We start from the raw sequence: 25,465 nt of genomic DNA on the forward strand, positions 1-25,465 counted from the left end.
TTATATTTCCTTTCATAACCGCCGATCGGGCGCATCTTGTCGCGTTGGTCCGCCCATCACGCTTGAACCGGCCGAACGCGCATGCAATCACTGGGCGAAGACGCGAAATGACAATTGGCAATTTCCTGATGGATCACTTCCAATCCTTCGAAATCCTATCCGGCCAACATGACAAAGGCATGGTGATCCTCGGCGATCATGCCATGAACCGTCTGCCCGAACGATATGGCCGACTTGGCCTGCCGGAAAGCGCCTTCTCCAGGCACATCGCTTATGACATCGGCATTCAGGGCCTTGCCCGYAAGCTGTGTGCACAGCTGGGCGTGCCGGGCGTGCTCGGCGGTTTTTCGCGCCTGCTGATCGACCCTAACAGAGGCGAGGACGACCCGACGCTGATCATGAAAATCTCCGACGGCGCCATCATCCCCGGCAACCATCCGATTACTGAGGAGGAGTGGAACTACCGGATCGAAACCTTCCACAGACCCTATCACAATGCCGTGTCGGAGACGATCGATAGCGTGGCGAACGCGACCGGCAAAGCGCCGCTGGTACTGTCCCTTCACTCCTTCACACCTGCCTGGAAGGGTGTTCCCCGCCCCTGGCATGCTGCGGTGCTCTGGGATAGCGACCACCGGGCCGTCGCCCCATTGCTTGAAAAACTGCGGACCGATCCCGATCTCGTCGTCGGTGACAACGAACCCTATGACGGTGCCCTGAAGGGTGACACCATGTATCGTCATTGCATGATGACGGGCATCCCGCACGCGCTTCTGGAAGTACGCCAGGACCTTATCGGCAGCGAGGCCGGCATCGCGGAGTGGGCGGCGCGTCTGGCACCCGTCTTTGCGGAGATGAACGCCGATCCGGCCCTGCATGCATACAGCGTGCACGCTTCACGCACAGGCCCCTATTGAGTGAAAGGACTTGGCCCATGACCCCGCTCAGCAAGGAACAACAGACGGAATTCGAGGCAGCCGCCTTCCGCCGGCTCATCACGCATCTTCGCGAACGCGCCGACGTGCAGAACATCGATCTGATGAATCTCGCTGGCTTCTGCCGCAACTGCCTGTCCAACTGGTACCGTGAAGCTGCGGAGGCCGAAGGCGTCGCTATGACGAAGGACGAATCGCGCGAGATCGTCTACGGCATGCCCTACGAAGACTGGAAGAACATCCACCAGACGGAAGCATCGCCTGTGCAAAAGGCGACTTTTGAGGTGAACAACCCGCACAAATAGCCCACCCGCTCTCAAATCGTCTTGACGCTGGCGGCACTTCGCGGCAGTCACAGGCAACCCGAATGCATATCCCGAAATCAGGAGAACACGATGTCTGATGCACATGGCGTCGCCCGCGATCAGCTTCGCGCTTTTGTCGAGCGCATTGAACGCCTGGAAGAAGAAAAGAAGACCATCGCCGACGACATCAAGGACGTCTATGGCGAAGCCAAGGGCATGGGCTTCGACACCAAGATCCTCAAGAAGGTCGTTGCGCTCCGCAAGAAGGACGAGCAGGAACGCATGGAAGAAGATGCGATCCTAGATACCTACCTGCACGCCCTCGGCATGATCGAATCCCCGCCAGAAGGCTGAGGATCATCCAACCGCATTTTCAGAGAGCCGCCGTTTTGGCGGCTTTTCTTTTGATCTCATCAAAGTACCAGCGTCGATTTTCGCCGTGCCTCCGGCCCAAAAACGAAAGCCGCCGGAGACGATCCAGCGGCTTTTGTTTATTCGAAATATGGCCGGATCAGCGCGTGTTGAACTTACGCACTTCCATGAAATTGACGGCCGTGCCGCTGAAGCGACCAGGATCGATCGAAGCAGTCTTCTGGAAGCCTTCGGCATAAACCGAAGTTGGCTGAGCGCGCAGCTCCTGGCTGACAAAGCGCGGTGCCTGCACCTTCTTGGACGCCATTTCCAGGCGGGCATTGGTAAGAGCCCACTGCGAGATCATCTTCTGGGTCAGCTTCGGCTCCGTACGCACCGTCTGGCGGCTTTCGTCGGCGGCTACCGCTTCCTGCTTCGTCGGACGACCACCCTTGGTGGGAAGGCCCTGCGCGACCGGGCTGTCGACGACGACAGGCTTCGGCGCCGCGGCAGCAGCAGCAAAGCTTGCGGACTTCGTCATCGGAGCAAGTGCCGCAAGCTGCAGCGGCGGCTTGTCGAGTGCCGGCGGATTCTTCGGCGCGGCGGCGTTGATTGCCTGCTCCACAGTCTGCGGCTCAGAAGGTGCGTTCATAGCGACCTCAGCGCCACCGCTCTGATCCTGCTGTTTTGCAAGTGCTGCCGCCATGGCGGGCGAAAGCGTATCCTGATCAGCTTCGTCTTCACCCGCTTCAGGATCGGCATTCTGTGCAGCAAGCAGGTTTTCGGCAACGGCCGGACGTTCGGCTGGGGTCGGAACGCTCGTCGACATCAGGCTCGGATCGACAGAGGCAAGTTCGGCATCACCCGGCGCACGACGCTGCCCAAGGAGCGACGGAACCGGAATGCTGTAACCGCTGAGATCGGCGAAATGCTCCGGTTCCTGCGGCTGGCCTGCCGGCATGGCGGCAAGCGCCTGCTGGGCGGCGTTGCCTGCAGATGGCGGCACTAGAGCATTGGCAACCTCGTTGCCGGCAAGCTGGTTGCTGAAGGTCGGGCGAACCTGCGGCACCGGTGCATTGACGCTTGCAACTTCGGTCTGCGGCTCCGGTTCAGCAGCCGGAACAGCTTCAGCCTTCGGCGGCGTTGCCTTGGCGACGGCCACCGGTGCGCTATCCTCCGAATTATCCTCTTCTTCGTCGGCGCCACCGCCAAAGAGGACAGCAAACAGTGTCTTTTGCTTGCGAGGCTCTTCATCCGAAGCGGAACCGGAGGCGCTAGCCATCATGATCTGGCTGCCGTTCGCCATGCGGCGCTTGTAGTCAGCCATTGCCTGCTGGTAGCCCGGCAGCGGCTTGCCATCGGCAGGAATATGAATGGTATTGCCGTCAGGGAAGAGCCTGACCAACTCGTCGCGGCTCATGCGCGGCCAGGCGCGAACGCCGCCGACATCCATATGCACAAAGGGCGAACCGGACTTCGGATAGAAACCGACGCCGCCGACCTGCATCTTCATGCCGATACCGCGCAGCGTGGCGAGCCTCACGTCGGGAATGAAGAAGTCCATCGCCTTGCCGAGCATATGCTGGCTCTTTTCGGCGACACCGGAATTACGCGAACGACCGCGCAGCATCTCGTTGGTAGCCGGCGAGCGGAAACCGCAGACGACGTTGATGTAATCCCTGGAGCCGGACTGGCGATAAACTTCCCAGATGAGGTCGAAGAGACGCGGGTCCATCTTCGTCGGCTGATTCTTGCGCCAGTCACGCAGGAAACGGTTGAGCTGCTCGAGACCCTTGGGGTCGAACTTGCCGTTGCGCTTGTAGGTGATAACAGCCTTTTCGCCGGTATGGATGAAATAGAGCTTCAGGCTGCGGGTATCCCCGGCAGCCTGAGACGGTGTGCTAACGAATACCGGTGAGGAAACCGCGAGTGCAATGAGGGCGGCCGCTGCCGTCCTAATTGCCTTTCCGCCAATCTTGGCGCACAAACGCCAACTCAAGCGCGAAAGCTTGGTATTCCCATTCAGATTCTGCAACTCGATCCCCGTCAGACAGTCAATGTCCAATGCTGTCTCAAATGGCTGTCAAATGCGGTCACACGATGGCAAAAATGCCACACATGATCAACCTTTTCTTTATAGAGTGAACGAGCTGCTAACAAGTGGTTTATGGACGGTAACCAAATGTGGTTGCCTTATTCTTAATAAAAAGGCGCCTATGCCGCATCTTTCTGAGGATTATCGGGGTCGATGCCGTAGTCCTTGAGCTTTCTGTAAAGTGTGGATCGCCCGATACCTAGCTTTCTTGCCACTTGACTCATTTGTCCTCGGTAGAACTTCAAGGCAAAACGAATCAGTTCTTCCTCGACATCGGCAAGACGCCTGACATCACCGGACTGATTGACGCTTGATATCGCGTTATCGGAAGCCTCGGTCCCGCGGCGCATCGTCTCGGCGACTGATTCCGCCTGATAATCCTCAGGGAATTCCGCGTCCGGATCGAGGTGCGAATTGTCGGCAACGAGCGCCAGATGATCCACGACCTCGTAGTTCGGAAGCTGGGCGGCGATCTGCGGGAAGTCCGCTTCAGTCAGCTCCGGACCTTCAGCAAGCACGACGGCGCGGAAGATCGCGTTTTCGAGCTGGCGGATATTGCCCGGCCAGTCATAGGCGGTCAGCAATGCCAGCGTGCCGGCATTGACCGTCATGCGGCGGCCGTTCTTCTGTTCGCTGGAGAAGCGGTCCGTGAAGACGCGCACCAGATGCGGAATGTCCTCCTTGCGCTTGCGCAGCGCCGGAATGGTGATCGGGAAGACGTTCAGGCGGTAATAGAGGTCTTCGCGGAAGTGGCCGTTCTTGACCTCTTCGATCAGATCCTTGTTCGTCGCCGAAATGAGTCGAACATTGACCTTGTGCGCAGTGCGCGCACCGACGGTCTCGATCTCGCCTTGCTGAACGGCGCGCAACAGCTTCACCTGCACCTCGAGCGGCAGATCGCCGATCTCGTCGAGGAAGATGGTGCCACCATCGGCTTCCATGAACTTGCCGATATGCTTTTCAGTCGCGCCGGTAAACGCACCCTTTTCGTGACCGAAGAGGATGCTTTCGACGAGATTGTGCGGAATGGCGCCGCAATTGACCGTCACGAACGGTTTGGTGGCGCGATCGCCCCCCGACTGGATGGCGCGTGCCACCAACTCCTTGCCGACACCCGATTCGCCTTCGAGCACGACCGGGATGTTGGACTGCGAGGCGCGCTGCGCCAGATCGATGACGCGGATCATCGCCGGGCTTGCCGAAACGATGTCGTCGAAGCCGACGGAGCCCGAACGTGAACGGCGGCCGGTACGGGCCTTCACCTCACGCTGGTCGAGCTTCATGGCATTGGAAATCGACGTGTTGATACGCTCAGGAGAAACCGGCTTGACGACGAAATCGAAGGCGCCGGCGCGCATGGCCTGCACGACTGTTTCGATGCCGCCCTGCCCCGTCTGGACGATGACCGGGATCTGGGTGCCGAAATCATGCAGTGCTTCGAGGAATTCGAGGCCGGTCATTTCCGGCATCATCAAATCGAGCACGATGACGTTGAAAAGGCCGGGATCGCGCTTCACCATCTCCAGCCCGATGCGGCCGTTTTCGGCCTGATGCACCACATGGCCGCTACGCTCGATCGCGTTCTTGAGCAGACGGCGCTGCACGGGATCGTCCTCGACCACAAGGATCTGCCCTGCCCCTTTGAGCTCATTGTAACCGGTCATTGTCGCCTCACTTCATGCGAAACCATAGAGCGCACTCTGACAGAAAGGCTTGAACATCCTGTTTTGAGAAACAATTGCATTTTAACTGTTATGACAGGCCGTTTTCGTGCCGTTACAGGCCCTTTCACACGCCGAAAACCCCTTGATGCTGGACCTTTCGGCGCTTAGACAGTCAGACCTGTTATAAAAGAGGAAGAGGAACCGCCCCATGAGACATATGCTTGCACACGCCGATCTTCACCTTTCGGCAACGGCTCCCGCTGCAGCATCGGACCCGGCTCTGGGCGAGCTTCCCTCCTGGCGACTGCAGGATCTCTACCCCTCGGCCACCTCCACCGCCTTCGTCGCCGATATGGAAAAAGCAGGGAAGGCCGCTTCCGCTTTCGAAGACAAATGGAAGGGCAAACTTGCCGAAGCAGCCGCCAAGAAGCGCGAGGAAGGCATCGGCCAGGCGCTGAAGGAATATGAGGCGCTCGACGATATCATGGGCCGCCTCGGCTCTTTCGCTGGCCTTACCTATTTCTCGGATACGTCCAACCCGGCAAACGGCAAGCTCTATGGCGACGTCCAGGCCAAGCTTACCGACTATTCCGGCCGCCTGTTGTTCTTCGCTCTCGAACTCAACCGCATCGACGATGCAGTGATCGATGCCTGCATGGCGAACGATCCGCTTGCCGGCCATTACCGCCCCTGGCTGGTCGACCTGCGCAAGGACAAGCCCTACCAGCTGGAAGACCAGCTCGAGCAGCTCTTCCTTGAAAAGTCGATGACATCAGCTGCCGCCTTCAACCGTCTCTTCGATGAGACGATGGCGGAGCTGCGCTTCGAGATCGACGGCGAGAAGCTGCCGCTCGAAGTGGCACTGAACATGCTGCAGGAAAAGGATCCGGAAGTGCGCCGCAAGGCGGCAATGGCGCTTGCCGAAACCTTCAAGACCAACATCCGCATCTTTACGCTCATCACCAATACGCTCGCCAAGGACAAGGATATCTCCGATCGCTGGCGCAGCTTCGAAGACATTGCCGACAGCCGCCATCTGGCGAACCGCGTCGAGCGCGAAGTAGTCGATGCTCTCGCTGCGGCCGTCAAGGAAGCCTATCCGCGCCTCTCGCATCGCTATTACAAGATGAAGGCGAAATGGCTCGGCATGGAGCAGATGAACTTCTGGGATCGCAATGCGCCGCTTCCGGAAACCTCGAGCGCCATCATCTCCTGGTCCGAAGCAAGGGACACGGTGCTGTCCGCCTACGGCAATTTCGCGCCGGAAATGGCTGCGATCGCCAAGCGCTTCTTTGACGAACAGTGGATCGACGCCCCGGTTCGCCCCGGCAAGGCACCTGGCGCCTTCGCTCACCCGACCGTTCCGTCGGCCCATCCCTATGTGCTCGTCAATTACATGGGCAAGCCGCGCGACGTGATGACACTCGCCCACGAACTCGGCCACGGCGTGCATCAGGTTCTTGCCAGCGCGCAAGGCGCCCTCATGTGCCAGACGCCGCTGACGCTTGCCGAAACAGCTTCAGTCTTCGGCGAGATGCTGACCTTCCGCGCACTGCTCAACCGGACGAGCGACAAGCGCGAGCGCAAGGCCATGCTTGCCCAGAAGGTCGAGGACATGATCAATACGGTCGTGCGCCAGATCGCCTTCTACGAGTTCGAGCGCAAGGTTCATACCGCCCGCAAGGCCGGCGAACTGACCGCCGACGACATCGGCGAGCTCTGGCTTTCCGTCCAGTCGGAAAGCCTTGGTCCGGCGATCAAGATTTCCGAGGGTTATGAGACCTACTGGGCCTATATCCCCCACTTCATCCATTCGCCCTTCTATGTTTACGCCTATGCTTTCGGCGACTGCCTGGTGAACTCGCTTTATGCCGTCTATCAGAAGGCCGAGAAGGGCTTTCAGGACAAGTATTTCGAGATGCTGAAGGCCGGCGGCACCAAGCATCATTCCGAACTGTTGAAGCCCTTTGGCCTGGATGCAACCGATCCTTCCTTCTGGAGCAAAGGCCTGTCGATGATCGAAGGCCTGATCGACGAACTCGAGGCACTGGACAAGGCATAAGACCGCCCAAAACGCGGCTTCGCTGGAAAGGCAATGGCAGCGTCCGAACCCTTCATCCTGTTCCGGGACGACACGACCGGCGAAGTCATGCTCTTCGCCGGCCCGGTAAACATGATCATCGCCCGCACGAAGGCGGAATTCCCGCCGGCGCTCAAGCGGATGGAAGAGGCGCGACAGGCCGGCAAATGGCTTGCCGGTTACATCGCTTATGAGGCCGGCCATCTCTTCGAAGAAAAGCTTGCTCCCTTCGCGAAAGAGAACCGCGAGACACCGCTGCTGCTGTTCGGTGTCTTCGACGCGCCGCAGCCAGATGATCATCCTCTAGCAAGGCCACGGCAGCGCCACGAAAACGAGGAATTCCTGACCGCACCAAAGGCAGCCTGGAACTTCGCTATATATAAAGAGCGTTTCGAGCGCCTCCACCGGCATCTGCGCCTCGGCGATATCTATCAGGCCAACCTGACGATGCCGATCGAAGCCCGTTGGAGCGGCGATCCGCTGGCCGCCTTCTGGTCGCTGATCGATCGCCAGCCCGTGAAATATGGCGCGTTTGCCGATCTCGGCGGTCCCATCATTCTTTCCCGCTCGCCAGAACTGTTTTTCCGCACCGACGAAGATGGCTGGATCGAGACGCATCCGATGAAAGGTACGGCCAAACGCGGTGCGACGCCGGCCGAAGATGCCGAAATCGTCGAAGCGATGAAGGCCGACATCAAGACACAGGCGGAAAACCGCATGATCGTCGATCTCTTACGCAACGATATCTCGCGCATCACTGAGGTCGGCACGCTCGACGTTCCAAAACTCTTCGAAATCGAGACCTATCCGACCGTCCACCAGATGGTCAGCCACGTCCAGGCGAAGCTCCTGCCTTATCTTTCCATCCGCGACATCTTCGCCGCCCTTTTTCCCTGCGGCTCGATCACCGGCGCGCCGAAGATCCGCGCCATGGAAATCCTCCACGACCTCGAGGATGGTCCGCGCGATGCCTATTGCGGCGCAATAGGCATGATCGCGCCCAACGGCGCGATGCGCTTCTCCGTTGCCATCCGCACCATGACACTCTTCGACGGTGGCAAAGCAGTCTTCAATGTCGGCGGCGGCATCGTCTTCGATTCCACAGCTGAAGCCGAATATGAGGAATGCCTGCTCAAGGCCCGCTTCGCCATCGGCGACCAATGGATTGCCCGATGACGGATTTTTCGCTGATCGAAACCCTGCGCTGGCAACCGGACGAAGGGTTCATTCGCCTGCGCCTTCATCTCGCCCGCCTCTCCCGCTCCGCCCGCCGCATCGGTTTTCCCGAACCGATGGATGTGGTCACGAAGCTCGAAGATGCCGTAAGAGATGGTAAGGAGCCGCGTCGTGTCAGGCTGACTTTCGACAGCCAGGGCCGGATCGATATTACCACCGCGCCCTTCACGCCGCTGCCGCAAGACACGATCTGGAAACTCCGTATCGCCAGCACGCGTCTCGATTCCACCGATAAGCTGCTGCGTATCAAGACCACATGCCGGGCTGTATATGACGCGGCGCGCGCCGAGTTCACGCCGCAGCAAGCGGATGAAGTCATCCTGCTCAACGAGCGGCAGGACGTCTGCGAGGGAACCATCACGTCTGTCTTCCTTGACGACGGCTCCGGCATTCTCAGGACACCGCCGATCTCCTGCGGCCTGCTCGCCGGCGTGCTGCGCACCGAGTTCATCTGCCAGCGAAAGGCCCGCGTCGGTCGCATCACGCTCGATGATCTGGACAAGGGTACGCTTTACGTTGGAAATTCGCTGCGCGGCCTGATCCGCGCCACGCTGCAAAAGGACTGACCATGCTGATCCTCTCCCTGACCTATGTGAAGCCCAATGAAGAGGCCGACAAGCACATGGAGCCTCACATGGCCTGGGTGAAGGAAGGATATGCGAAGGGCTGGTTCCTCGCTTCCGGCCGGAAGGTACCGCGCACCGGCGGAGTCGTTCTCGCCGTCGGCGACCGCGCCCAGATTGAAGCCTATGTCGCAGCCGACCCTTTCACCATCCATGGTGTTGCCGAATATGACATCACAGAAGTCGCGCTGACGACGGTGACGGAAGGGTTGGAGGTTCTGAAGCGCTGAGTTACAAACCGCACCCGGCAAATCGTCAGGCTCAAAAAGGAGCGGCGATGAAACGTCCGACCTACACGCCCTATGACGGCTCGGCCCGACCCTTCACGATCGGCCTGATGCCGCTCGATACCGCCCGCTGGATCGAACCCGACGACGATCTCAACCGCTACCTCGAGGAAAAGGCGCGGCTGGCGGGCGAGCGCCTCGACGACGTCTTCGTCGCAGAGGATGGGACGGAAGCAGCCCAGCAGGAGGCACTGAATATTCTCCTCGCTCACCTTGCCGATCGGCATCCGGCGATGCTCCGGCAGGATACGTCCGATCTGCCGCCTCTCTTTAAGGCCGGTTCACTCATCCAGGATGATCTCGTTCTGATGCGCCGCAAGGCCGATGGCTGGCATCTCGTTGCGGCCTATGTCGCCTTTCCCTCCTCGTGGTCGCTACATGAGAAATTCGGTCGGCCGATGCACGAGATCCATGCGGATGTGCCGGGCTTCGGCGAAGGCACGCGCAATGCCACACTGATTACCCGCATATTCGACAGCCTGCAGAGCGCCCAGCCGGTCGAGCGGCTCAACTGGTCGGTCAACACCACTGATGATCTCTTCCTTCCCGTCTCGAAACATCGCCGGCCGCCTTACACCGACGCCTTCACGCTTGAAGAGCGTTTCGTCCGCGTCGAGCGCCAGACCCTTCGCAAGCTGCCTGTCTCGGGCGACATTCTCTTCACCATCCGCATCTATATCGATCCGGTCGCCGTCATTGCCCGGCATCCGCAGGCGCGGAAACTCGCAGCCAGCTTTGCCGATCAACTGGAAACGCTCGACGACCAGCAGACCGCCTACAAGGGGCTGACCCTGCAGCGGACGGAACTCGTGCGGAAATTGCGGGCACTTTGCAGCCCCGATATTTGACCTTTCCAGGGGAACGCTCTTTATTGTGACGCCATTTTGTGATTAGAGCCGGTCACTTCGCGAGCTTCGCGGCATTTTCACATGAATTCTTTAGGCTGAAAGCCTTCGTTCCCTTCCAATAGGAGAAAAGAATGACGGAACAGAACTATCCGGTATATGGCGAAATTACCGGTCCGATCGTCATGATCGGCTTTGGCTCCATCGGCCGCGGCACGCTGCCCCTGATCGAGCGCCACTTCAAATTCGACAAGAGCCGGATGGTTGTCATCGACCCGCGCACGGACGATGCCCACATTCTGGAAAAGCACGGCGTAAAGCACATCCAGGCGCATGTGACGAAGGACAATTACAAGGAGCTGCTGAAGCCGCTCCTGACCGAAGGCGAAGGCCAGGGCTTCTGTGTCAATCTCTCGGTCGACACCTCGTCACTCGACATCATCAAGCTCTGCCGCAAGCTTGACGTGCTCTATATCGATACCGTCGTCGAGCCCTGGCTCGGCTTTTATTTCGATAAGGACATGAAGAACGAGGAACGCACCAACTACGCGCTGCGCGAAACCGTTCGCAAGGAAAAGGCCAAGAACCCAGGCGGCACCACGGCCGTTTCCACCTGCGGCGCAAATCCGGGCATGGTGTCCTGGTTCGTCAAGCAGGGGCTGCTGAACCTTGCCCGTGATATGGGCCTCAAGTTCGATGAGCCGGGCCAGGACGACCGCGAAGAATGGGCAAAGCTCATGAAGAAGGTCGGCGTCAAGGGCATCCACATCGCCGAGCGCGATACCCAGCGCACCATCCACCCGAAGCCGTTCAACGTCTTCTGGAACACTTGGTCCGTCGAAGGCTTCATCTCCGAAGGCCTGCAGCCGGCAGAACTCGGCTGGGGTACCCACGAAAACTGGATGCCGAAGAACGCCAAGAAGCATAAGAAGGGCTCCAAGGCCGCCATCTTCCTAGAACAGCCCGGCGCCAACACCCGCGTGCGCACCTGGTGCCCGACGCCTGGACCGCAATACGGCTTCCTCGTCACCCACAACGAGTCGATCTCGATCGCCGACTTCTTCACGGTGAAGGACAAGGACGGCGACGTCTCCTATCGTCCGACCTGCCACTACGCCTACCATCCTGCCAACGATGCCGTTCTCTCGCTGCATGAGATGTTCGGCAACGGCGGCAAACCGCAGCCCGTTCTCCACGTTCTCGACGAAAACGAACTGGTCGACGGTGTCGACGAACTCGGCGTACTGCTCTATGGCCACGACAAGAACGCCTACTGGTACGGTTCGCGCCTGTCGCTGGAAGAAACCCGCCGCATCGCCCCCTACCAGAACGCGACTGGTCTGCAGGTAACCTCTGCCGTTCTCGCCGGCATGGTCTGGGCTCTTGAGAACCCGAAGGCCGGCATCGTCGAAGCCGACGAGATGGATTACAAGCGCTGCCTCGAAGTGCAGCTGCCCTATCTCGGCCCGGTCGAAGGCCACTACACCGACTGGACCCCGCTCGATGGCCGGCCGGGCCTGTTCCCGGAAGACATCGACACCAAGGATCCGTGGCAGTTCAAGAACATCCTCGTTCGCTGAGCCCTGCCCTACGCTTTCGAAGATGCCCGCTGTTAGGCGGGCATTTTTGTAACGCCTGCTGTCTAAATGCCGGCCGACCTCCGTCGAAGGCTTGCCTTCGCGGAAGGCCCGCGCCATGTTTTTGGCGGACTGTCGCGGAAAGCTTCCGCTTAGATTCGCCGGGAGAAGCCTTATGAAAGTCAGAACTGGTCTCGTTCTTGCGGTTGCATCGGCAGCTCTTGCCGCCTGTGTTTCCTCCGGCCCGCGCCCCCTCCCCGTCGCATCATCACCCGCTCCTGCCGGTGTCGAAGGAACCTGGGCCGATCCGAACGGCATCGTCTCCACCTTCCAGTCCGGCACTTTCACGACGCGCACGACCGACAGCAACCAGCTTCTGGCCTCCGGCACCTATACCAATACCTCGCCGACGCTGGTGGAAATCAACATGACCTCGCTGGTTCGCAACACCCAGTCGAAGGTCAATTGCGCCCTCGTTACGACGAGCCAGCTGAACTGCACCTCGGATGCCGGCGCACAGTTCGTCCTGACCCGCCGCAGCTGAAAAGAGCAGATGGGGTGAAGGCTAAGCACCATGCGGGCTTTCGCTGGTTACCTCGTCCTGTTTCTCGCGACGCCGCTTGCCGCACTTGCGGTCATTTTGCCGGCTAATGTCTATCGTGCCCAAGGTATCGCCGCCCCCGATTGCGACGGGCCGCTGCAGGTGCTGATCTTCGCCGTGCCGGCGGTCCTGATCTACGGCGCAGGGGCAGTCCTTGCCTATCGGGCCGGCCGGCGCTTTCACCGCATCGTTTCCCTTCTTTGCTTGATCATTGCGCTCGCCACATTTCCGAATATTGCAGAGGCCATGCACGAACTCTACCGAAACGCTGCCGCCGGAGAATGCGTGGGATAACCAGTCGGTTTTTTGCCCGGTTCCCCCTTGGAAAGCGACTCTCCTGGCCCAGCTTTCCCTTGCGGCGGTGCATCGTCTGATGGAACATCCGCATGCCGGGAAACCACCCCGGCTGACTATGGAAGGGGCTGGCGAGGATCAGGGGGATCTTCGCCCTTAATCAGGAGAACAGGGATGACGAAGTCTTTCAGCTTCGGTCTTTTGACTGCGTCCATGCTGGCGCTGAGCACAGGCGCCGCTTTCGCGGATTACGAACTCAATATTCTTCATATCAACGATTTCCATTCACGCATTGAATCGATCAACAAGTTCGACTCCACCTGCTCGGCCGAGGAGGAAGGCAAGAATGAATGCTTCGGCGGCGCAGCCCGTCTGAAGACCGCCATCGACCAGCGCCGTCAGGCTCTGGCGGGCAAGAACGTGCTGCTGCTCAACGCCGGCGACAACTTCCAGGGCTCGCTGTTCTACACGACCTACAAGGGCGCGGCTGAAGCCGAAATGCTGAACCTCATGAAGTTCGACGCCATGACGGTCGGCAATCATGAATTCGACGACAGCGAGGATGGGCTCGCGACCTTCCTCGACAAGGTGCAATTCCCCGTCGTCACCGCCAACGTCAAGGCAAGTGCTGCCTCCAAGCTTGGCGACCGCGTCAAGCCTTCTCTCGTGCTTGATGTCAGCGGCCAGAAGATCGGTATCGTCGGTGCCGTCACCAATGACACGCCGGAGCTTTCTTCGCCCGGCCCGAACGTGACGATTGCCGATGACGTCCAGAGCATCACGGCAGAGGTCGAGAAACTGAAGGGCGAAGGCGTCAACAAGATCATTGCGCTCACCCATGTCGGCTACCCGCGCGACCTCGCCATGATCGCCAAGATCCCCGATGTCGACGTGGTCGTCGGCGGCCATTCGCACAGCCTGCTGTCGAACACCGATCCGAAGGCCGAAGGCCCCTATCCGACGATGGTCGACAATCCCGGCGGGTACAAGGTGCCGGTGGTGCAGGCAGCGTCCTACAGCAAATATCTCGGCGATCTCGTCGTTAATTTCGATGACAATGGCGTCGTCAAGGAGGTCAAGGGCGATCCTATCCTGATCGATTCTTCCTTCACGCCCGATCCGGCTGTCGCGGCACGCATTGTCGAACTGGCAAAGCCGATAGACGACCTGCGCAAGAAGGTGATCGGCTCCTCAGAAGGCCCCATCGAGGGCGACCGCAAGGTCTGCCGCGTCAAGGAATGCTCGATGGGCAATCTGGTGGCCGATGCCATCCTCGACCGTAGCAAGAACCAGGGCGTGACCATTGCCATCCAGAACGGCGGCGGCCTGCGCGCCTCCATCGACGGCGGCGACGTCACCCAGGGCGAAGTCATCACCGTGCTGCCCTTCCAGAACACGCTCGCAACCTTCCAGCTGACCGGTGCCGATATCGTCAAGGCGCTCGAAAACGGCGTCAGCCAGATCGACCAGGGTGCCGGCCGTTTCCCGCAGGTCGCCGGTCTGAAATTCACCTTCGACCAGTCGAAGCCGGTCGGCAGCCGCGTCAGCGATGTGCAGGTCAAGGATGGCAACAATTTCGTGCCGATCGACAATGCCAAGACCTATAGCGTCGCCACCAACAATTTCATGCGCGCCGGCGGCGATGGCTATGTCGCCTTCAAAGACGGCCAGAATGCCTATGACTACGGTCCGGACCTGGCCGACGTGACAGCCGAATATATTGCCGCGCACTCGCCCTATAAGCCCTATACAGACGGCCGCATTACTGAACTTGCGCAGGCGGCACCTGCTCCTTCCGCAGAGCAGGCTCCCGCAGCCCCTGCACCCACGGCCCCGGCTCCATCTGCCGAACCGACCCCAGCTCCTGCAGCACCGGCCCCGGCCGCTCCCGCTCCGGCAGTTGAACCTGCCCCGGCGGCCTCCGCACCGGCCACGCCCTCGACCCATGTCATCGTTGCCGGCGATACCTTCTGGGATCTCGCCAAGACCTTCTACGGCGACGGCGCCGAATGGCGCAAATTGTCGGAAGCCAATGGCAGCCCGAACCCGCGCCATCTGCGGGTCGGCGAGGAAATCCAGGTTCCCGCCAAGTAAGACGATTTGTCCCGATCATCAGAGCCGGTCCGGGGTTCCCCGGGCCGGCTTTTCTTCTTATAGGGTGAACCGTGATCGGCTGGCTGCGTATGAGCCGGCGAGACACGAAAGCGCGTTGGGGCCAGAATGACAGATACTACACTCCGCCCGGCGGACCATCCCGCCGTCAAATTCGGCAAGGTCGGCGTCCTGCTGGTCAATCTTGGTACGCCGGATGGTACTGATTACACCTCCATGCGCCGCTACCTGCGCGAATTCCTGACCGACAAGCGTGTCATCGAATGGTCGCCCTGGAAATGGTATCCGATCCTGTTCGGCATCGTCCTCAACACGCGCCCGCAGAAGGTGGGCAAGGCCTATGAGACGATCTGGAACAAGGATCTGAATGAAAGCTGGCTACGCACCTATACCCGCAACCAGTCTGATTTCATGGCCGAACGCCTGAAGGACCTGCCCGATGTCAAGGTGGACTGGGCGATGCGCTATGGCACGCCATCGATCCCTTCGCGTATCGAAGCGCTGAAGGACGAGGGTTGTGACCGCATCCTGCTCTTCCCGCTCTATCCGCAATATGCGGCGGCTACCACCGCGACCGTCAACGACAAGGCCTTCCAGAAGCTTCTGACCATGCGCTGGCAGCCGGCGTTGCGCACGGTGCCTGATTATCACGACGACGAGACCTATATCGAAGCGCTCGCCAAATCCGTCGAGCGGCACCTTGCCACCCTCGACTGGAAGCCCGAGATGCTGCTCGCCTCCTTCCACGGCATTCCGCTCTCCTACTTCCAACAGGGCGATCCCTATTACTGCCAGTGCCAGAAGACCGGCCGGCTGCTGCGCGAGCGCCTCGGGCTAACAAAGGAAAATTTCATGGTCACCTTCCAGTCCCGCTTCGGACCGGAGGAATGGCTGCAGCCCTATACCGACAAGACCGTCGAGAAGCTGGCGCAGGATGGCGTCAAGCGCATCGCTGTCATGAACCCCGGCTTTGTTTCCGACTGTCTGGAGACGCTGGAAGAGATTGCCGAACAGGCCGCCCATTCTTTCAAGCACAATGGCGGCGAGCAGTTCACGCATATTCCCTGCCTGAATGACGGAGAGGACGGCATGCAGGTGCTGGAAAAAGTCGTGCGCCGTGAGCTGCTGGGCTGGGCATGACAGACGCGGCGCCAGATTTTCTGGCGCCCTGCAATAGATAAAAATATCCCGCGCGCCAGATCTAAAGAATGGCCGATAGGCGATCGCAATCGCGTCAGATACGCGGCTGCGGCCCCGCAGATTCGCGGCCTGCTGCTTTATTGATCTGGACGTACTTTATGATTTCGGGTTTCAGAAAATTGATTGTCCTCGCCTGCTTGCTCGTCATCGCAGGTGGCGGTTATCTCGCGTGGGAGCACTATCAGCGGGTCTATGCCAACGCCCCTCCCAAAGGCATCGTCGGTCAGGTCGCGTGTCAGCTTCGCCTCCGCGATGTCAAAACCAGCAATCTGAAGCCGGACGATCAGCCGTTTCTCACCAATTGCCTGATGGGCGGCTACATCACAAAGAGCGACCTCGATGATGCCGGCCTATCACCCTGATTTGACRGGCGAGGCTGTCATTCCTTCCTTGCAAAGAACATGATAACTCACCACGTCAGATAGGTGGGCTTAGGGAGGAATGCATGCTGCTGAGCGGCTTCGATATCGTCGTGATCGTATTGGTGATTTTTGTCATCCTGGTGCTGTTTGCGGGCATCAAGACGGTTCCACAGGGCTACCGTTATACGATCGAGCGTTTCGGCCGCTATACGCGCACGCTGGAACCCGGCCTTAACCTGATCACCCCTTTCATCGAACGCGTCGGCGCCAGGATGAACGTGATGGAGCAGGTGCTGAACGTGCCGACCCAAGAGGTGATTACCAAGGACAATGCCTCGGTCTCGGCCGATGCCGTATCCTTCTACCAGGTGCTGAATGCCGCTCAGGCCGCCTATCAGGTTTCCAATTTGGAAAATGCTATCCTGAACCTCACCATGACCAATATTCGCTCCGTCATGGGCTCTATGGATCTTGATGAGCTGCTCTCCAATCGTGATGCGATCAACGACCGGCTGCTGCGCGTCGTGGACGAAGCCGTGCAGCCTTGGGGCATCAAGGTCACCCGCGTCGAGATCAAGGATATCCAGCCGCCGCGCGACCTCGTCGACGCTATGGCTCGCCAGATGAAGGCCGAGCGCGAGAAGCGTGCCCAGGTGCTGGAAGCTGAAGGTTCGCGCAACGCGCAGATCCTGAGAGCCGAAGGCGCCAAGCAGTCCGCCATCCTTCAGGCCGAGGGCCAGCGCGAAGCCGCCTTTCGCAATGCCGAAGCCCGCGAACGCTTGGCCGAAGCCGAAGCCAAGGCGACGAAGATGGTCTCGGAAGCGATCGCCGCCGGCGACATCCAGGCAATCAACTATTTCGTTGCCCAGAAATACACCGAGGCGCTCGCTTCGATCGGCTCGGCGCCCAATTCCAAGATCGTCATGATGCCGATGGAAGCGTCTTCCATTCTGGGCTCGCTTGGCGGCATCGGCGCGATTGCCCGGGAGGTCTTTGGGGAAGGCAACAATCCGCCGCCTCCGCCGCGTCCGCGGGCAGATTCGGCACGCTCCACGCCGTCGGTGGGCCCGGCCCCGGCCAATCCCTTCAATCCCAATCCGGAGCGATAAGCCATGCTGGCGAAGATCGTCGGCGAACTTGGGCCATGGAGCTGGTGGGTGGCAGGCCTCGTGCTGCTTGCCGCCGAGATGATCGTGCCGGGCTTCTTCCTGGTCTGGATCGGGCTTGCCGCACTTGCCGTCGGTGTTCTGTCACTGCTCTTCTGGGATGCCGCCTTCTGGGTCTGGGAACTTCAGTCGATTCTCTTCGCCGTCCTCGCGGTCGCAGCCATGCTTATCGGCCGGCGGCTGACACTGCGCAACGCCACGACGGATGAGCCGTTCCTCAACCAGCGCGGCGCGAGCCTCGTTGGCCGTACCGCGACGCTGCGCGAGCCGATCCGCGAAGGCCGCGGCCGCATTCGTCTGGATGACACGACGTGGCAGGTCATGGGGCCAGATCTTCCGGCCGGAACGCAGGTCAAAGTGGTTTCGAGCAATGGCCGCGACCTGACGGTCGAGCCGACCTGATCAGGCGACACCGATCCGCAAGAGATCATGGAAGTGAACGAGCCCGATCGGGCGCTGCTCGTCATCGATGACCATAAGCGCACCGATCTTGTATTGTTCGAGCAGTGCCAGGGCCGCAGTCGCCAGTATCGTCGGCCTGACCGTCTTCGGCGCGCGCGTCATGATGTCATCGACTGTCAGCTCCGCGAGATTGCGGCTGAGGTTGCGGGACATGTCACCATCAGTAACGATGCCGCAAAGCCGGCCCTCCGCATCCAGCACGCCGACGCAGCCGAAATGCTTGTGAGACAGAACCTTGATCGCCGCCGGCACAGACGTGCCCTGCGCGACCAGCGGCAGGCGGTCACCGGTATGCATGATGTCGGCAACATGCATCAGGCTCGCGCCCAGCTTGCCGCCGGGATGGAAAACATGGAAATCCGTCGCCGTGAAGCCACGCGCGTCCAGAAGCGCAATCGCCAGTGCATCGCCGAGCGCAAGCTGCATCATCGTCGATGTGGTCGGCGCCAGCCCGTTGGGACAGGCCTCCTCCTCATTGGGGATCAAAAGCGCGATATCTGCAGCCGTCGCAAGCGACGACTGCGGGCTGCAGGTCATCGCGATCAGCGGAATGGAAAAACGCCGTGTGTAGGAAATGATGCTTTTCAGTTCCGCGCTCTCGCCGCCCTTGGAAATCGCCAGCACGACATCGTCGCCGGCGATCATGCCGAGATCGCCGTGATTGGCTTCCGCTGCATGCACGAAAAAAGCGGGCGTTCCCGTTGAAGCGAAGGTGGCGGCGATCTTCGTGCCGATATGGCCGCTCTTGCCGACGCCGGTCACGATCACGCGGCCAGTATTCTCGCCAATCATCTCGACCGCACGAGTAAAGGGTCCGGCCAGCCCATCATCGAAGGCACGTTCGAGTGCTTCGAGAGCGCGCCTTTCGATGCTGACGGTGCGCTTGCCCGACTCCAGCACGCTGTTTTCGACGAGTTTTACCGCTCTCCTGATCATGGCAATGCGTTAGACCTTTTCACTTTACCTGTCCACCCGACAATGTTTCCCATGTATGAACGCGCAGCCCGCACGGCAACGAATGGTTAACCACAAGGCTTTAGTACACTGTTGTTTTACATACACAGCGCAATGCACCACTTTTTTAACGGTGACGTGGTGAAATTGCGCTGAGGTGAGAAATGGAAATTAGAGTGAGACCAAAGGCTTACTCGTACATTCGTATGAGTACGGAGCGGCAACTTTCCGGTGACAGTCTTAGACGCCAGTTACAGAACAGTCGCGACTACGCGCTGGCGCACGGTCTCGATTTGGATGAGACACTGCGCGATATAGGCGTTTCGGCCTATACCGGCGCCAACGTCGAGAATGGCGCGCTCGGAAAATTCCTTCAGTTAGTCAAATCTGGGAAGATCGATCAGGGCAGTCACCTGATTATTGAAAGCCTCGACCGATTGTCACGTAAGAACGTGCTTGAAGCGTTGCCGCCATTTTTGGCTATCATTAACGCGGGCATCATCATCGTTACGCTTGCAGACGAGCAAGTCTATTCTCAGCGCACGATTGAGAACAACCCATACCAGTTAATGGGCAGTCTCGTTGTGATGATCCGAGCGAACGAGGAAAGCAGCACAAAAAGCAAGCGCATCAAAGAAGCCATGACAAAGATGCGCGAAGCCGCGATGCGTGGCGAAAGCCGCTACAATATCAACCTGCCCTCGTGGATCGACGCCAGCAAAGGCGCAAAAGGTGAAATCACCTATAAGCTCAATCACCATGCTGCGACGGTAAAGATGATTTACGAGTTGGCGGCAGAAGGCTTAGGCCAGATGGAGATTTGCCGCATTTTGCACCGAGAGAACACGCCGGTTTTCAAGAAAGCGAAATCTGGCTGGCATCAATCCGCAGTTAGTCACTTGTTGAACTACCCCGCCGTGATCGGCACATATCAACCAAAAGAGCATCGGAACGGCAAATATTTCGACGCTGGGCCACCACAGAAGAACTTCTTTCCCGCCGCGATCGATGAAGACCTTTATCTTCGTGCGATGAAGGCGAAAAAGGCTCGCCCCCATAGAGGCCGCAAAGGTGAAACGTTCACCAACCTGTTTCAGGGCATGGTCACATGCGGGGTTTGCCAAGGTTCGATGACGCTCTATTTCGGTCGAAAAAAGCAGCAAAAGTACCTGCGCTGCTACAACCGAATGCGAACATTCAAACGCTACGGGGAAGAGAAAAAGCAGCATCAGTGCACGAATGGGAAAGGCATCAATTATGATCGTCTTGAAACCGCCATGCTGGATTTCGTACCCGAATTTCGATTGCACGAGATTTTCAAAATTCAGGACAGCACTGGCGACCTCAATCTGGTCGCGAGACGACTGATCGATATCGAAGCCGAGATTAAGGCTCTCGACCAGAAAAACATGTCGCTGATTGAAGAGATATCGACTGCACCGAAAAACCTCCGGCACCTCTTCCACAAGCAGTTGGATGCCAATTCTGAGAAACAAAAACAACTCGAAGCCGAGCAAGTCGATTTAGAAGCGCGACGCGCTGGTATTCTGACGGCGAACAAAGCCAAGATGGATATTGAAGCGGAGATTGCCGAAGAACGCGCCCGCTGGCCTACTCTGTCAAAAGAGGACCGTTATCGGTCACGATCTCGCGTGCATTTCGCTTACAAGCGTTTCATTCAGATGATGACGTTTGACCCTGAAACGCAGGAAGTGACCGTCTTCATCGCGAACGGTCTTCGCGCACACAAATTCAAATACGGGAAATTCACAAAGAGTTTCGATGCAGTCGCGGCAGGCTTCATCAACGACAAGCCCGGTTCAATGCGGCCTGAACATTTCGTGACTGATATACGTCTCGAACGCGATGATGAAAAAAACTTGCTGCCCAACAGCCAACGGGATTTGGCCGACGGCTTAGTAGTGGTCAAGACGCTCCTTGAAGCAAAAGAAAATGGGGCTCTGCCAAATCCAACTAATCCGCGTCTCAACGATCCCGATGTTATGAGAATGAAAGCCGAACGTCAGGCTCGTGCTGAGGCGTGGGTCGCTAGTCGTAATCAGCGACGGGCAGAGAAAAATCGCTAGTCGCCAACGCCGAGAGGCGCATCGAAGGACGCGGATTTTCGATTGGGAGATCAAAGCATAGCTATTTGATTTTTTAAACCGTTGGGCCAGTGCGCTATGTCTGCGCTAAAATTTGCGGATACGCTCTCTGGAGAGTAACCGAGCAATCATCAATTCCAGATCGTTGAGCGAAAGGGACTTTACGTATTCATTATACCGAAGAGTAGTGTCTTTAAGTTCCATGTCCCCGCACTCTTCTGTTGCGTCGACAAACCGCAACCTCCCCGCCTCCACGAGCTCGGGCCGGTTAAAAAGTATCTTGGTACGGGCCGCGTGCATCGCCTTAGAAAGGGGGTCAGTTGCCATCGGAATTGGACGTGGGTTGTGAGTTATTGTTTTTGTGAGACTGACTCGACTATGTGCTTCCTTCCATGCGTTATCGCGAGAAGAACCACACGCGTGAGTGTCGGACCCCGGGCGCGCTTCTGTCGAGCGACAGAACCACTTTGTGAAAGCAAGCAACTATTAGATAAGGCGATCCTGGCCGGCGCCACCAGGCCAATCTTTATTCTGCGATATGTTGATCATCAGCGGGTAATCATCCTTACTCCGAAGCGTGATCAATTGTGCAGAATGAGGATCCCGCAGCCTTAAAAGTTCATTCCTCACAACAGGGGCTGCTTCGGAGATTACTAAGTTAGCCTGGATTTTTGGCTCCGCATTGGCGCGATCAAGAGGCGTCGGGTACGGTACCGCCAACCATCGACCGTACTCCAACGCCGCCCTCGACGCGTGCAAGCTTCCGCCTTTTAGGTCAGACTGAATCATCACAACACCTTGGGCTAACCCCGCTTGCGTCCGGTCGCGTTTCACAAATTGTTGCGGCCTAGCGCCTTCACCAACCATATATTCCGACACCAGCGCGCCGCCGCGCTCAAGGATCATATCTGCAAGCTTTCGGTGCCGGCTAGGTGCTATGGTGTGAAGTCCGTGTGCCAAGACCGCGACCGTGTGCCCATGCGCATCAAGAGCCTCTTGGTGCGCGATAGCATCGCAGCCAATAGCTAACCCGCTGATAACGCTCCACTGCTGCTCCGCAAAGAAACGCGTGATACGCTTGGCGATTTCTTTGCCATGCGCAGTCGGCTCACGCGTGCCGATAATCGCCACTGCCTTCGACGGATCGCTATGAAGTCTTCCTCTCACGTATATCAGGAAAGGGTCGTCTTTCGTTGCTGCGAGAAGCGGAGGGTAGCCTTCATCTAAGGGGGACAAGATTTGAGCATTGAGCATTGCCGCGTCGTGAATTTGTTTGTCTGCCGCATCTTCTGCCCTGGTCCAATCAGCTAAGCTTTTAACGCCTCTTGAGATTGCTGGAGTCGATGAAGCTATCTGCTCGATAGACATATCGAGAAACCCGATGGTTCCGGATACTCGACGAAGCGTCGCGGGGCCGACGCCATTCAGCATCGACAGGGCAAGGAGTTTTCGGGTCGCTTCAGATATGTTATTCATACAGCACATTGCTAATGTTCATCGCTAGAGACAAACAAGTAACCTCTTTCGCTCCAGCGGCCACCAAATATTTTTTTGCAAAGATCAAGCTCGATCCAGTTGTTGATACGTCATCAATGACCAGAACCCGCGCGGCCCTTGCCGCAATCTCAGGTTTGTTGACGAACAGATGGTCTCGAACATTCGCAAAGCGCTCTAACGCACCTAGCTTATCATTGCTGTTTGATTTTACGCCCTCCTTGTACGCGAGTAGGTCTGGCACGAATGAAAATCTAACGATCTTGTTGATGGCAGTCTCGTCGTTTGACTCGCTGACTTGCCGCAGAAAATTCTCCAGGCGAGGTGTTCTGCCGGGCCTTGCCGGGATTACGGAAATTAGGTGCTCTGCCGCGAAGGGCCATCCAATAAACTGTCGCTTGATAAAAGTTCGCACGACTTGAATCCATTCATCAGGAAAAGTCGTGGCATCCTTTTGTTCTTGAATCTGTTTAGATAGCTTGTGCCATTTTCGTCGCCATTCGAGAGACGGGTATGCCGAAAAAGAACGGCCAGATGAGTAGATAGGAAACGCTGAATTATCGCCCCCAACGTCTTTGGGAATGAATTTGTTGATCTTATCGAAACGCGGTTGAGTACTACGGCTTTCCGCACCGGCCAGAAGACGCTCCAATTCTGGCAAGTAATCCTCATACGCACTCAGCACGTCGATCAGACTTTCAGGAGTATCAATGATCGCATCAGGTATCCACTTCAAGGAGTTCCAGTTATCCCGAGTATTCCGATGCCCCCACGAGGACCGATCCAGGACCACAACGCAGCCAGCATTGTAGGCAGCGCGTATGTCAACCTCGCCGTCACCTACAAGTATTACCTTCTTGATACTGGTGTAATCGAACGACCACATCGCCTTATCAATGCCTTCACCATAAGGCTTCGTGTGTTCTACGTCTTCATAGGCTATAATGACGTCCCAATCGATGCTCGGATACGCCAGCTGCAATATAGTTTCAGCATAGCTTCTCGGAGATCGGGTGAAAACTCCCAACTTCAGTTCTGGAAATTTCTTTCGTATGCTAAGTATAAGATTTTCAGAATAATAGTGCCTTTCTGAATTTTCATGATAATTCTCATTTACCTTGAGCTTGTATTTTTTGCTGCTATCGCCTTTTCCGGCTAGCCTTACCTCTTCCATGTCTCCTGTTTCTATTAGCGTTTGATCGAGGTCAAAGAGACATACTTGGAATTTTCTGGCCATGCCTGTTTCTCTTCTAAATAATTGTTCGTACTTAATCAGCGCGGAGAGAGTCCGTAAGCGATATCACCCCGTGATAGGGGCTCGATGGCGAATCACACCAACCTGGCGTATCTATGCATTAGATCGCATTTCAACTTAGAATACGTGAGATAATATGCTTTCATTTGAACAGGCAATAGTGGATTCAGCTCGTTTCTCGAAACGGCACCTGATTTTGGGAAATGGTTTCAGTATAGCCCTGAGGCCCGACATTTTTCTTTATGGCTCTTTGTTTCAGAGAGCGGATTTTTCGAAAAGACCACGGCTACCAAATGTGTTTGCCTCCCTCGGCACCCAAGACTTTGAATTCGCGATCCGGAGCCTTGAAGCTAGCGCGCGCCTTGCTTCGATTTACGGGGCGCCGCCGTCTGCCACACAAGAAATGTTAGATGACGCGGAAGCGCTCAAAGATATTCTCGTTGAGACAATTGCGGCTAACCACCCCGATATCCCGGCAGACATTCCTGACGCGAAATTTTGGGCGTGCAGAAATTTTCTCCGACATTTTCTGGGACCGAATGACGGGCAAGTTTTTACCCTCAACTATGATTTGCTGCTTTATTGGGTGCTAATGCACGAAGACAATCCATTCGTTCCATCGGCAGGGTCTTTGACTACCAATGACGGTTTCGGTAACGATGAAGACGATCCGTTGGCCGACTACGTTGTTTGGCAGGGCGAAGTCGGCGCCCATAATGCGAAAGTGCACTTTTTACATGGAGCACTGCATCTCTTCGACGCGGGCACCGAGCTTCAAAAATATACTTGGGTTAGAACAAATGCCCGCTTAGTCGATCAGGCACGTGCCGCGATCTCCGCAAACAAATTTCCTCTATTTGTTGCTGAGGGAACTGATCGCCAGAAAAAAGCAAAAATTCGGCACAATGCCTATCTTTATCAAGGTTTTAAGCAGCTTGTGGCCAACGCGCAACAAGCAAAGGTATGCTTCTTCATTCATGGCCACTCGCTGGCTGAAAACGACGACCACATTTTAAAGCGACTAGGACTTTCTAAGTTTCCACAACTTTACGTTAGTCTGTTTGGTGATCCACATTCGCCAAGTAATATGCAGATCATTCTGAGAGCGAATGCTTTGGCAGCAATGAGGAGGTCGTCGTCACCGCTTAACGTTACGTTCTATGATGCTCAGTCCGCTCGCGTCTGGGGCTAGGTTTGGCTTGCAAGCAGGATAGCGCGACCGTTCCTCAAGACGGCTTTGGTGCCGCACATTAAAGCGCGGTTGTGTGGGCAGATCTCCGAAAGTAGATCTTGGCTAATTGCTTTCTCGAATTCCGGCTGACTGTCTGGCGTTAGCGTTCTGATCCCGGTCGGGCCAGCATCACCGCCGGCCTGGCGCGAAAATTAAGTAGTTATTTTTCTTTTTCAATCCGGCAGACTATCTCCACGCGGTTGACCCGTACAGAAAGGTACTCCATCACAT

General features: G+C 57.5%; 23 protein-coding genes. 18 read left to right on the forward strand and 5 right to left on the reverse strand.

Annotation, left to right across the window (positions count from 1 at the left end; genetic code table 11):
• Positions 1 to 128: 128 nt before the first annotated feature.
• From AC1DM5_RS09435 to AC1DM5_RS09445, 3 genes are all read left to right on the forward strand, one after another.
• Complete coding sequence (locus tag AC1DM5_RS09435) at positions 129 to 917, forward strand: N-formylglutamate amidohydrolase (RefSeq protein ID WP_477818396.1); 789 nt, start codon at positions 129 to 131, stop codon at positions 915 to 917.
• A 17-nt stretch (positions 918 to 934) separates the two neighbouring features.
• The gene (locus tag AC1DM5_RS09440; protein WP_477818264.1) at positions 935 to 1,240 is read left to right on the forward strand and encodes a DUF1244 domain-containing protein; all 306 of its coding nucleotides are present in this window, start codon (positions 935 to 937) and stop codon (positions 1,238 to 1,240) included.
• A gap of 90 nt (positions 1,241 to 1,330) precedes the next feature.
• Positions 1,331 to 1,594 (forward strand): DUF2312 domain-containing protein, encoded by a 264-nt coding sequence (locus AC1DM5_RS09445; RefSeq protein ID WP_007822869.1) that lies wholly within the window; start codon positions 1,331 to 1,333, stop codon positions 1,592 to 1,594.
• A gap of 157 nt (positions 1,595 to 1,751) precedes the next feature.
• Here AC1DM5_RS09445 and AC1DM5_RS09450 read toward each other — a convergent pair whose 3' ends face one another.
• Together AC1DM5_RS09450 and AC1DM5_RS09455 are read right to left on the reverse strand one after the other, a co-directional pair.
• Entirely contained in the window at positions 1,752 to 3,626 is a 1,875-nt protein-coding gene (locus tag AC1DM5_RS09450) for a peptidoglycan L,D-endopeptidase MepK (protein ID WP_477818263.1), read from the reverse strand.
• A 179-nt stretch (positions 3,627 to 3,805) separates the two neighbouring features.
• Entirely contained in the window at positions 3,806 to 5,350 is a 1,545-nt protein-coding gene (locus tag AC1DM5_RS09455; protein WP_477818262.1) for a sigma-54-dependent transcriptional regulator, read from the reverse strand.
• 208 nt (positions 5,351 to 5,558) lie between these two features.
• On the opposite strand from AC1DM5_RS09455, the gene AC1DM5_RS09460 reads away from it, so the two are divergent.
• The 13 genes from AC1DM5_RS09460 (at position 5,559) to AC1DM5_RS09520 (ending at position 18,135) form a co-directional block, all read left to right on the forward strand.
• On the forward strand, positions 5,559 to 7,412 hold the full coding sequence (locus AC1DM5_RS09460) for a M3 family oligoendopeptidase (RefSeq protein WP_477818261.1): 1,854 nt from the start codon (positions 5,559 to 5,561) through the stop codon (positions 7,410 to 7,412).
• A 33-nt stretch (positions 7,413 to 7,445) separates the two neighbouring features.
• Positions 7,446 to 8,606, forward strand: a complete 1,161-nt coding sequence (locus AC1DM5_RS09465) for an aminodeoxychorismate synthase component I (protein ID WP_477818260.1) — start codon at positions 7,446 to 7,448, stop codon at positions 8,604 to 8,606.
• Complete coding sequence (locus AC1DM5_RS09470) at positions 8,603 to 9,232, forward strand: aminotransferase class IV family protein (RefSeq protein ID WP_477818259.1); 630 nt, start codon at positions 8,603 to 8,605, stop codon at positions 9,230 to 9,232. Before AC1DM5_RS09465 ends, AC1DM5_RS09470 begins: the two co-directional genes overlap by 4 nt.
• 2 nt (positions 9,233 to 9,234) lie before the next feature.
• Positions 9,235 to 9,519, forward strand: coding sequence for a YciI family protein (locus AC1DM5_RS09475; RefSeq protein WP_477818258.1), 285 nt, complete (start codon positions 9,235 to 9,237; stop codon positions 9,517 to 9,519).
• Positions 9,520 to 9,566: 47 nt separating this feature from the next.
• Positions 9,567 to 10,424 (forward strand): heme-dependent oxidative N-demethylase family protein, encoded by an 858-nt coding sequence (locus tag AC1DM5_RS09480; protein WP_477818257.1) that lies wholly within the window; start codon positions 9,567 to 9,569, stop codon positions 10,422 to 10,424.
• 131 nt (positions 10,425 to 10,555) lie between these two features.
• Entirely contained in the window at positions 10,556 to 12,001 is a 1,446-nt protein-coding gene (locus AC1DM5_RS09485; protein WP_477818256.1) for a homospermidine synthase, read from the forward strand.
• Between the two features lie 172 nt (positions 12,002 to 12,173).
• On the forward strand, positions 12,174 to 12,542 hold the full coding sequence (gene omp10 / locus AC1DM5_RS09490) for an outer membrane lipoprotein Omp10 (protein ID WP_477818255.1): 369 nt from the start codon (positions 12,174 to 12,176) through the stop codon (positions 12,540 to 12,542).
• A 30-nt stretch (positions 12,543 to 12,572) separates the two neighbouring features.
• Positions 12,573 to 12,893: a hypothetical protein gene (locus AC1DM5_RS09495; protein WP_477818254.1), complete on the forward strand. Its 321-nt coding sequence runs from the start codon at positions 12,573 to 12,575 to the stop codon at positions 12,891 to 12,893.
• A 174-nt stretch (positions 12,894 to 13,067) separates the two neighbouring features.
• On the forward strand, positions 13,068 to 14,987 hold the full coding sequence (locus AC1DM5_RS09500) for a 5'-nucleotidase C-terminal domain-containing protein (RefSeq protein ID WP_477818253.1): 1,920 nt from the start codon (positions 13,068 to 13,070) through the stop codon (positions 14,985 to 14,987).
• 126 nt (positions 14,988 to 15,113) lie between these two features.
• Positions 15,114 to 16,145 carry a ferrochelatase gene (gene hemH, locus AC1DM5_RS09505; RefSeq protein ID WP_477818252.1) on the forward strand — a complete coding sequence of 344 codons (1,032 nt, stop codon included), beginning with the start codon at positions 15,114 to 15,116 and terminating at the stop codon, positions 16,143 to 16,145.
• Between the two features lie 158 nt (positions 16,146 to 16,303).
• Complete coding sequence (locus tag AC1DM5_RS09510) at positions 16,304 to 16,567, forward strand: hypothetical protein (RefSeq protein WP_310383616.1); 264 nt, start codon at positions 16,304 to 16,306, stop codon at positions 16,565 to 16,567.
• A gap of 83 nt (positions 16,568 to 16,650) precedes the next feature.
• Positions 16,651 to 17,676, forward strand: a complete 1,026-nt coding sequence (locus tag AC1DM5_RS09515; RefSeq protein ID WP_477818250.1) for an SPFH domain-containing protein — start codon at positions 16,651 to 16,653, stop codon at positions 17,674 to 17,676.
• Between the two features lie 3 nt (positions 17,677 to 17,679).
• Positions 17,680 to 18,135 carry an NfeD family protein gene (locus AC1DM5_RS09520; RefSeq protein ID WP_477818249.1) on the forward strand — a complete coding sequence of 152 codons (456 nt, stop codon included), beginning with the start codon at positions 17,680 to 17,682 and terminating at the stop codon, positions 18,133 to 18,135.
• Here the strand turns inward: AC1DM5_RS09520 and AC1DM5_RS09525 are convergent, their stop codons facing one another.
• Positions 18,136 to 19,131: a KpsF/GutQ family sugar-phosphate isomerase gene (locus tag AC1DM5_RS09525; RefSeq protein ID WP_477818248.1), complete on the reverse strand. Its 996-nt coding sequence runs from the start codon at positions 19,129 to 19,131 to the stop codon at positions 18,136 to 18,138.
• A gap of 194 nt (positions 19,132 to 19,325) precedes the next feature.
• On the opposite strand from AC1DM5_RS09525, the gene AC1DM5_RS09530 reads away from it, so the two are divergent.
• A complete protein-coding gene (locus AC1DM5_RS09530) occupies positions 19,326 to 21,236 on the forward strand; it encodes a recombinase family protein (protein ID WP_477974896.1) in 1,911 nt (636 codons plus the stop codon).
• A 504-nt stretch (positions 21,237 to 21,740) separates the two neighbouring features.
• Here AC1DM5_RS09530 and AC1DM5_RS09535 read toward each other — a convergent pair.
• Together AC1DM5_RS09535 and AC1DM5_RS09540 are read right to left on the reverse strand one after the other, a co-directional pair.
• Positions 21,741 to 22,730 carry a DNA-processing protein DprA gene (locus AC1DM5_RS09535; RefSeq protein ID WP_477974898.1) on the reverse strand — a complete coding sequence of 330 codons (990 nt, stop codon included), beginning with the start codon at positions 22,728 to 22,730 and terminating at the stop codon, positions 21,741 to 21,743.
• Positions 22,723 to 23,985, reverse strand: a complete 1,263-nt coding sequence (locus tag AC1DM5_RS09540; RefSeq protein ID WP_477974900.1) for an HAD hydrolase-like protein — start codon at positions 23,983 to 23,985, stop codon at positions 22,723 to 22,725. The genes AC1DM5_RS09535 and AC1DM5_RS09540 overlap by 8 nt, the downstream gene beginning before the upstream one ends.
• A 154-nt stretch (positions 23,986 to 24,139) precedes the next feature.
• Between AC1DM5_RS09540 and AC1DM5_RS09545 the strand changes: the two genes are divergently transcribed.
• Positions 24,140 to 25,195 (forward strand): DUF4917 family protein, encoded by a 1,056-nt coding sequence (locus tag AC1DM5_RS09545; protein ID WP_477974902.1) that lies wholly within the window; start codon positions 24,140 to 24,142, stop codon positions 25,193 to 25,195.
• The last annotated feature ends 270 nt before the right edge of the window (positions 25,196 to 25,465 follow it).

Source organism: Rhizobium sp. 01T437 (genome assembly GCF_056398505.1).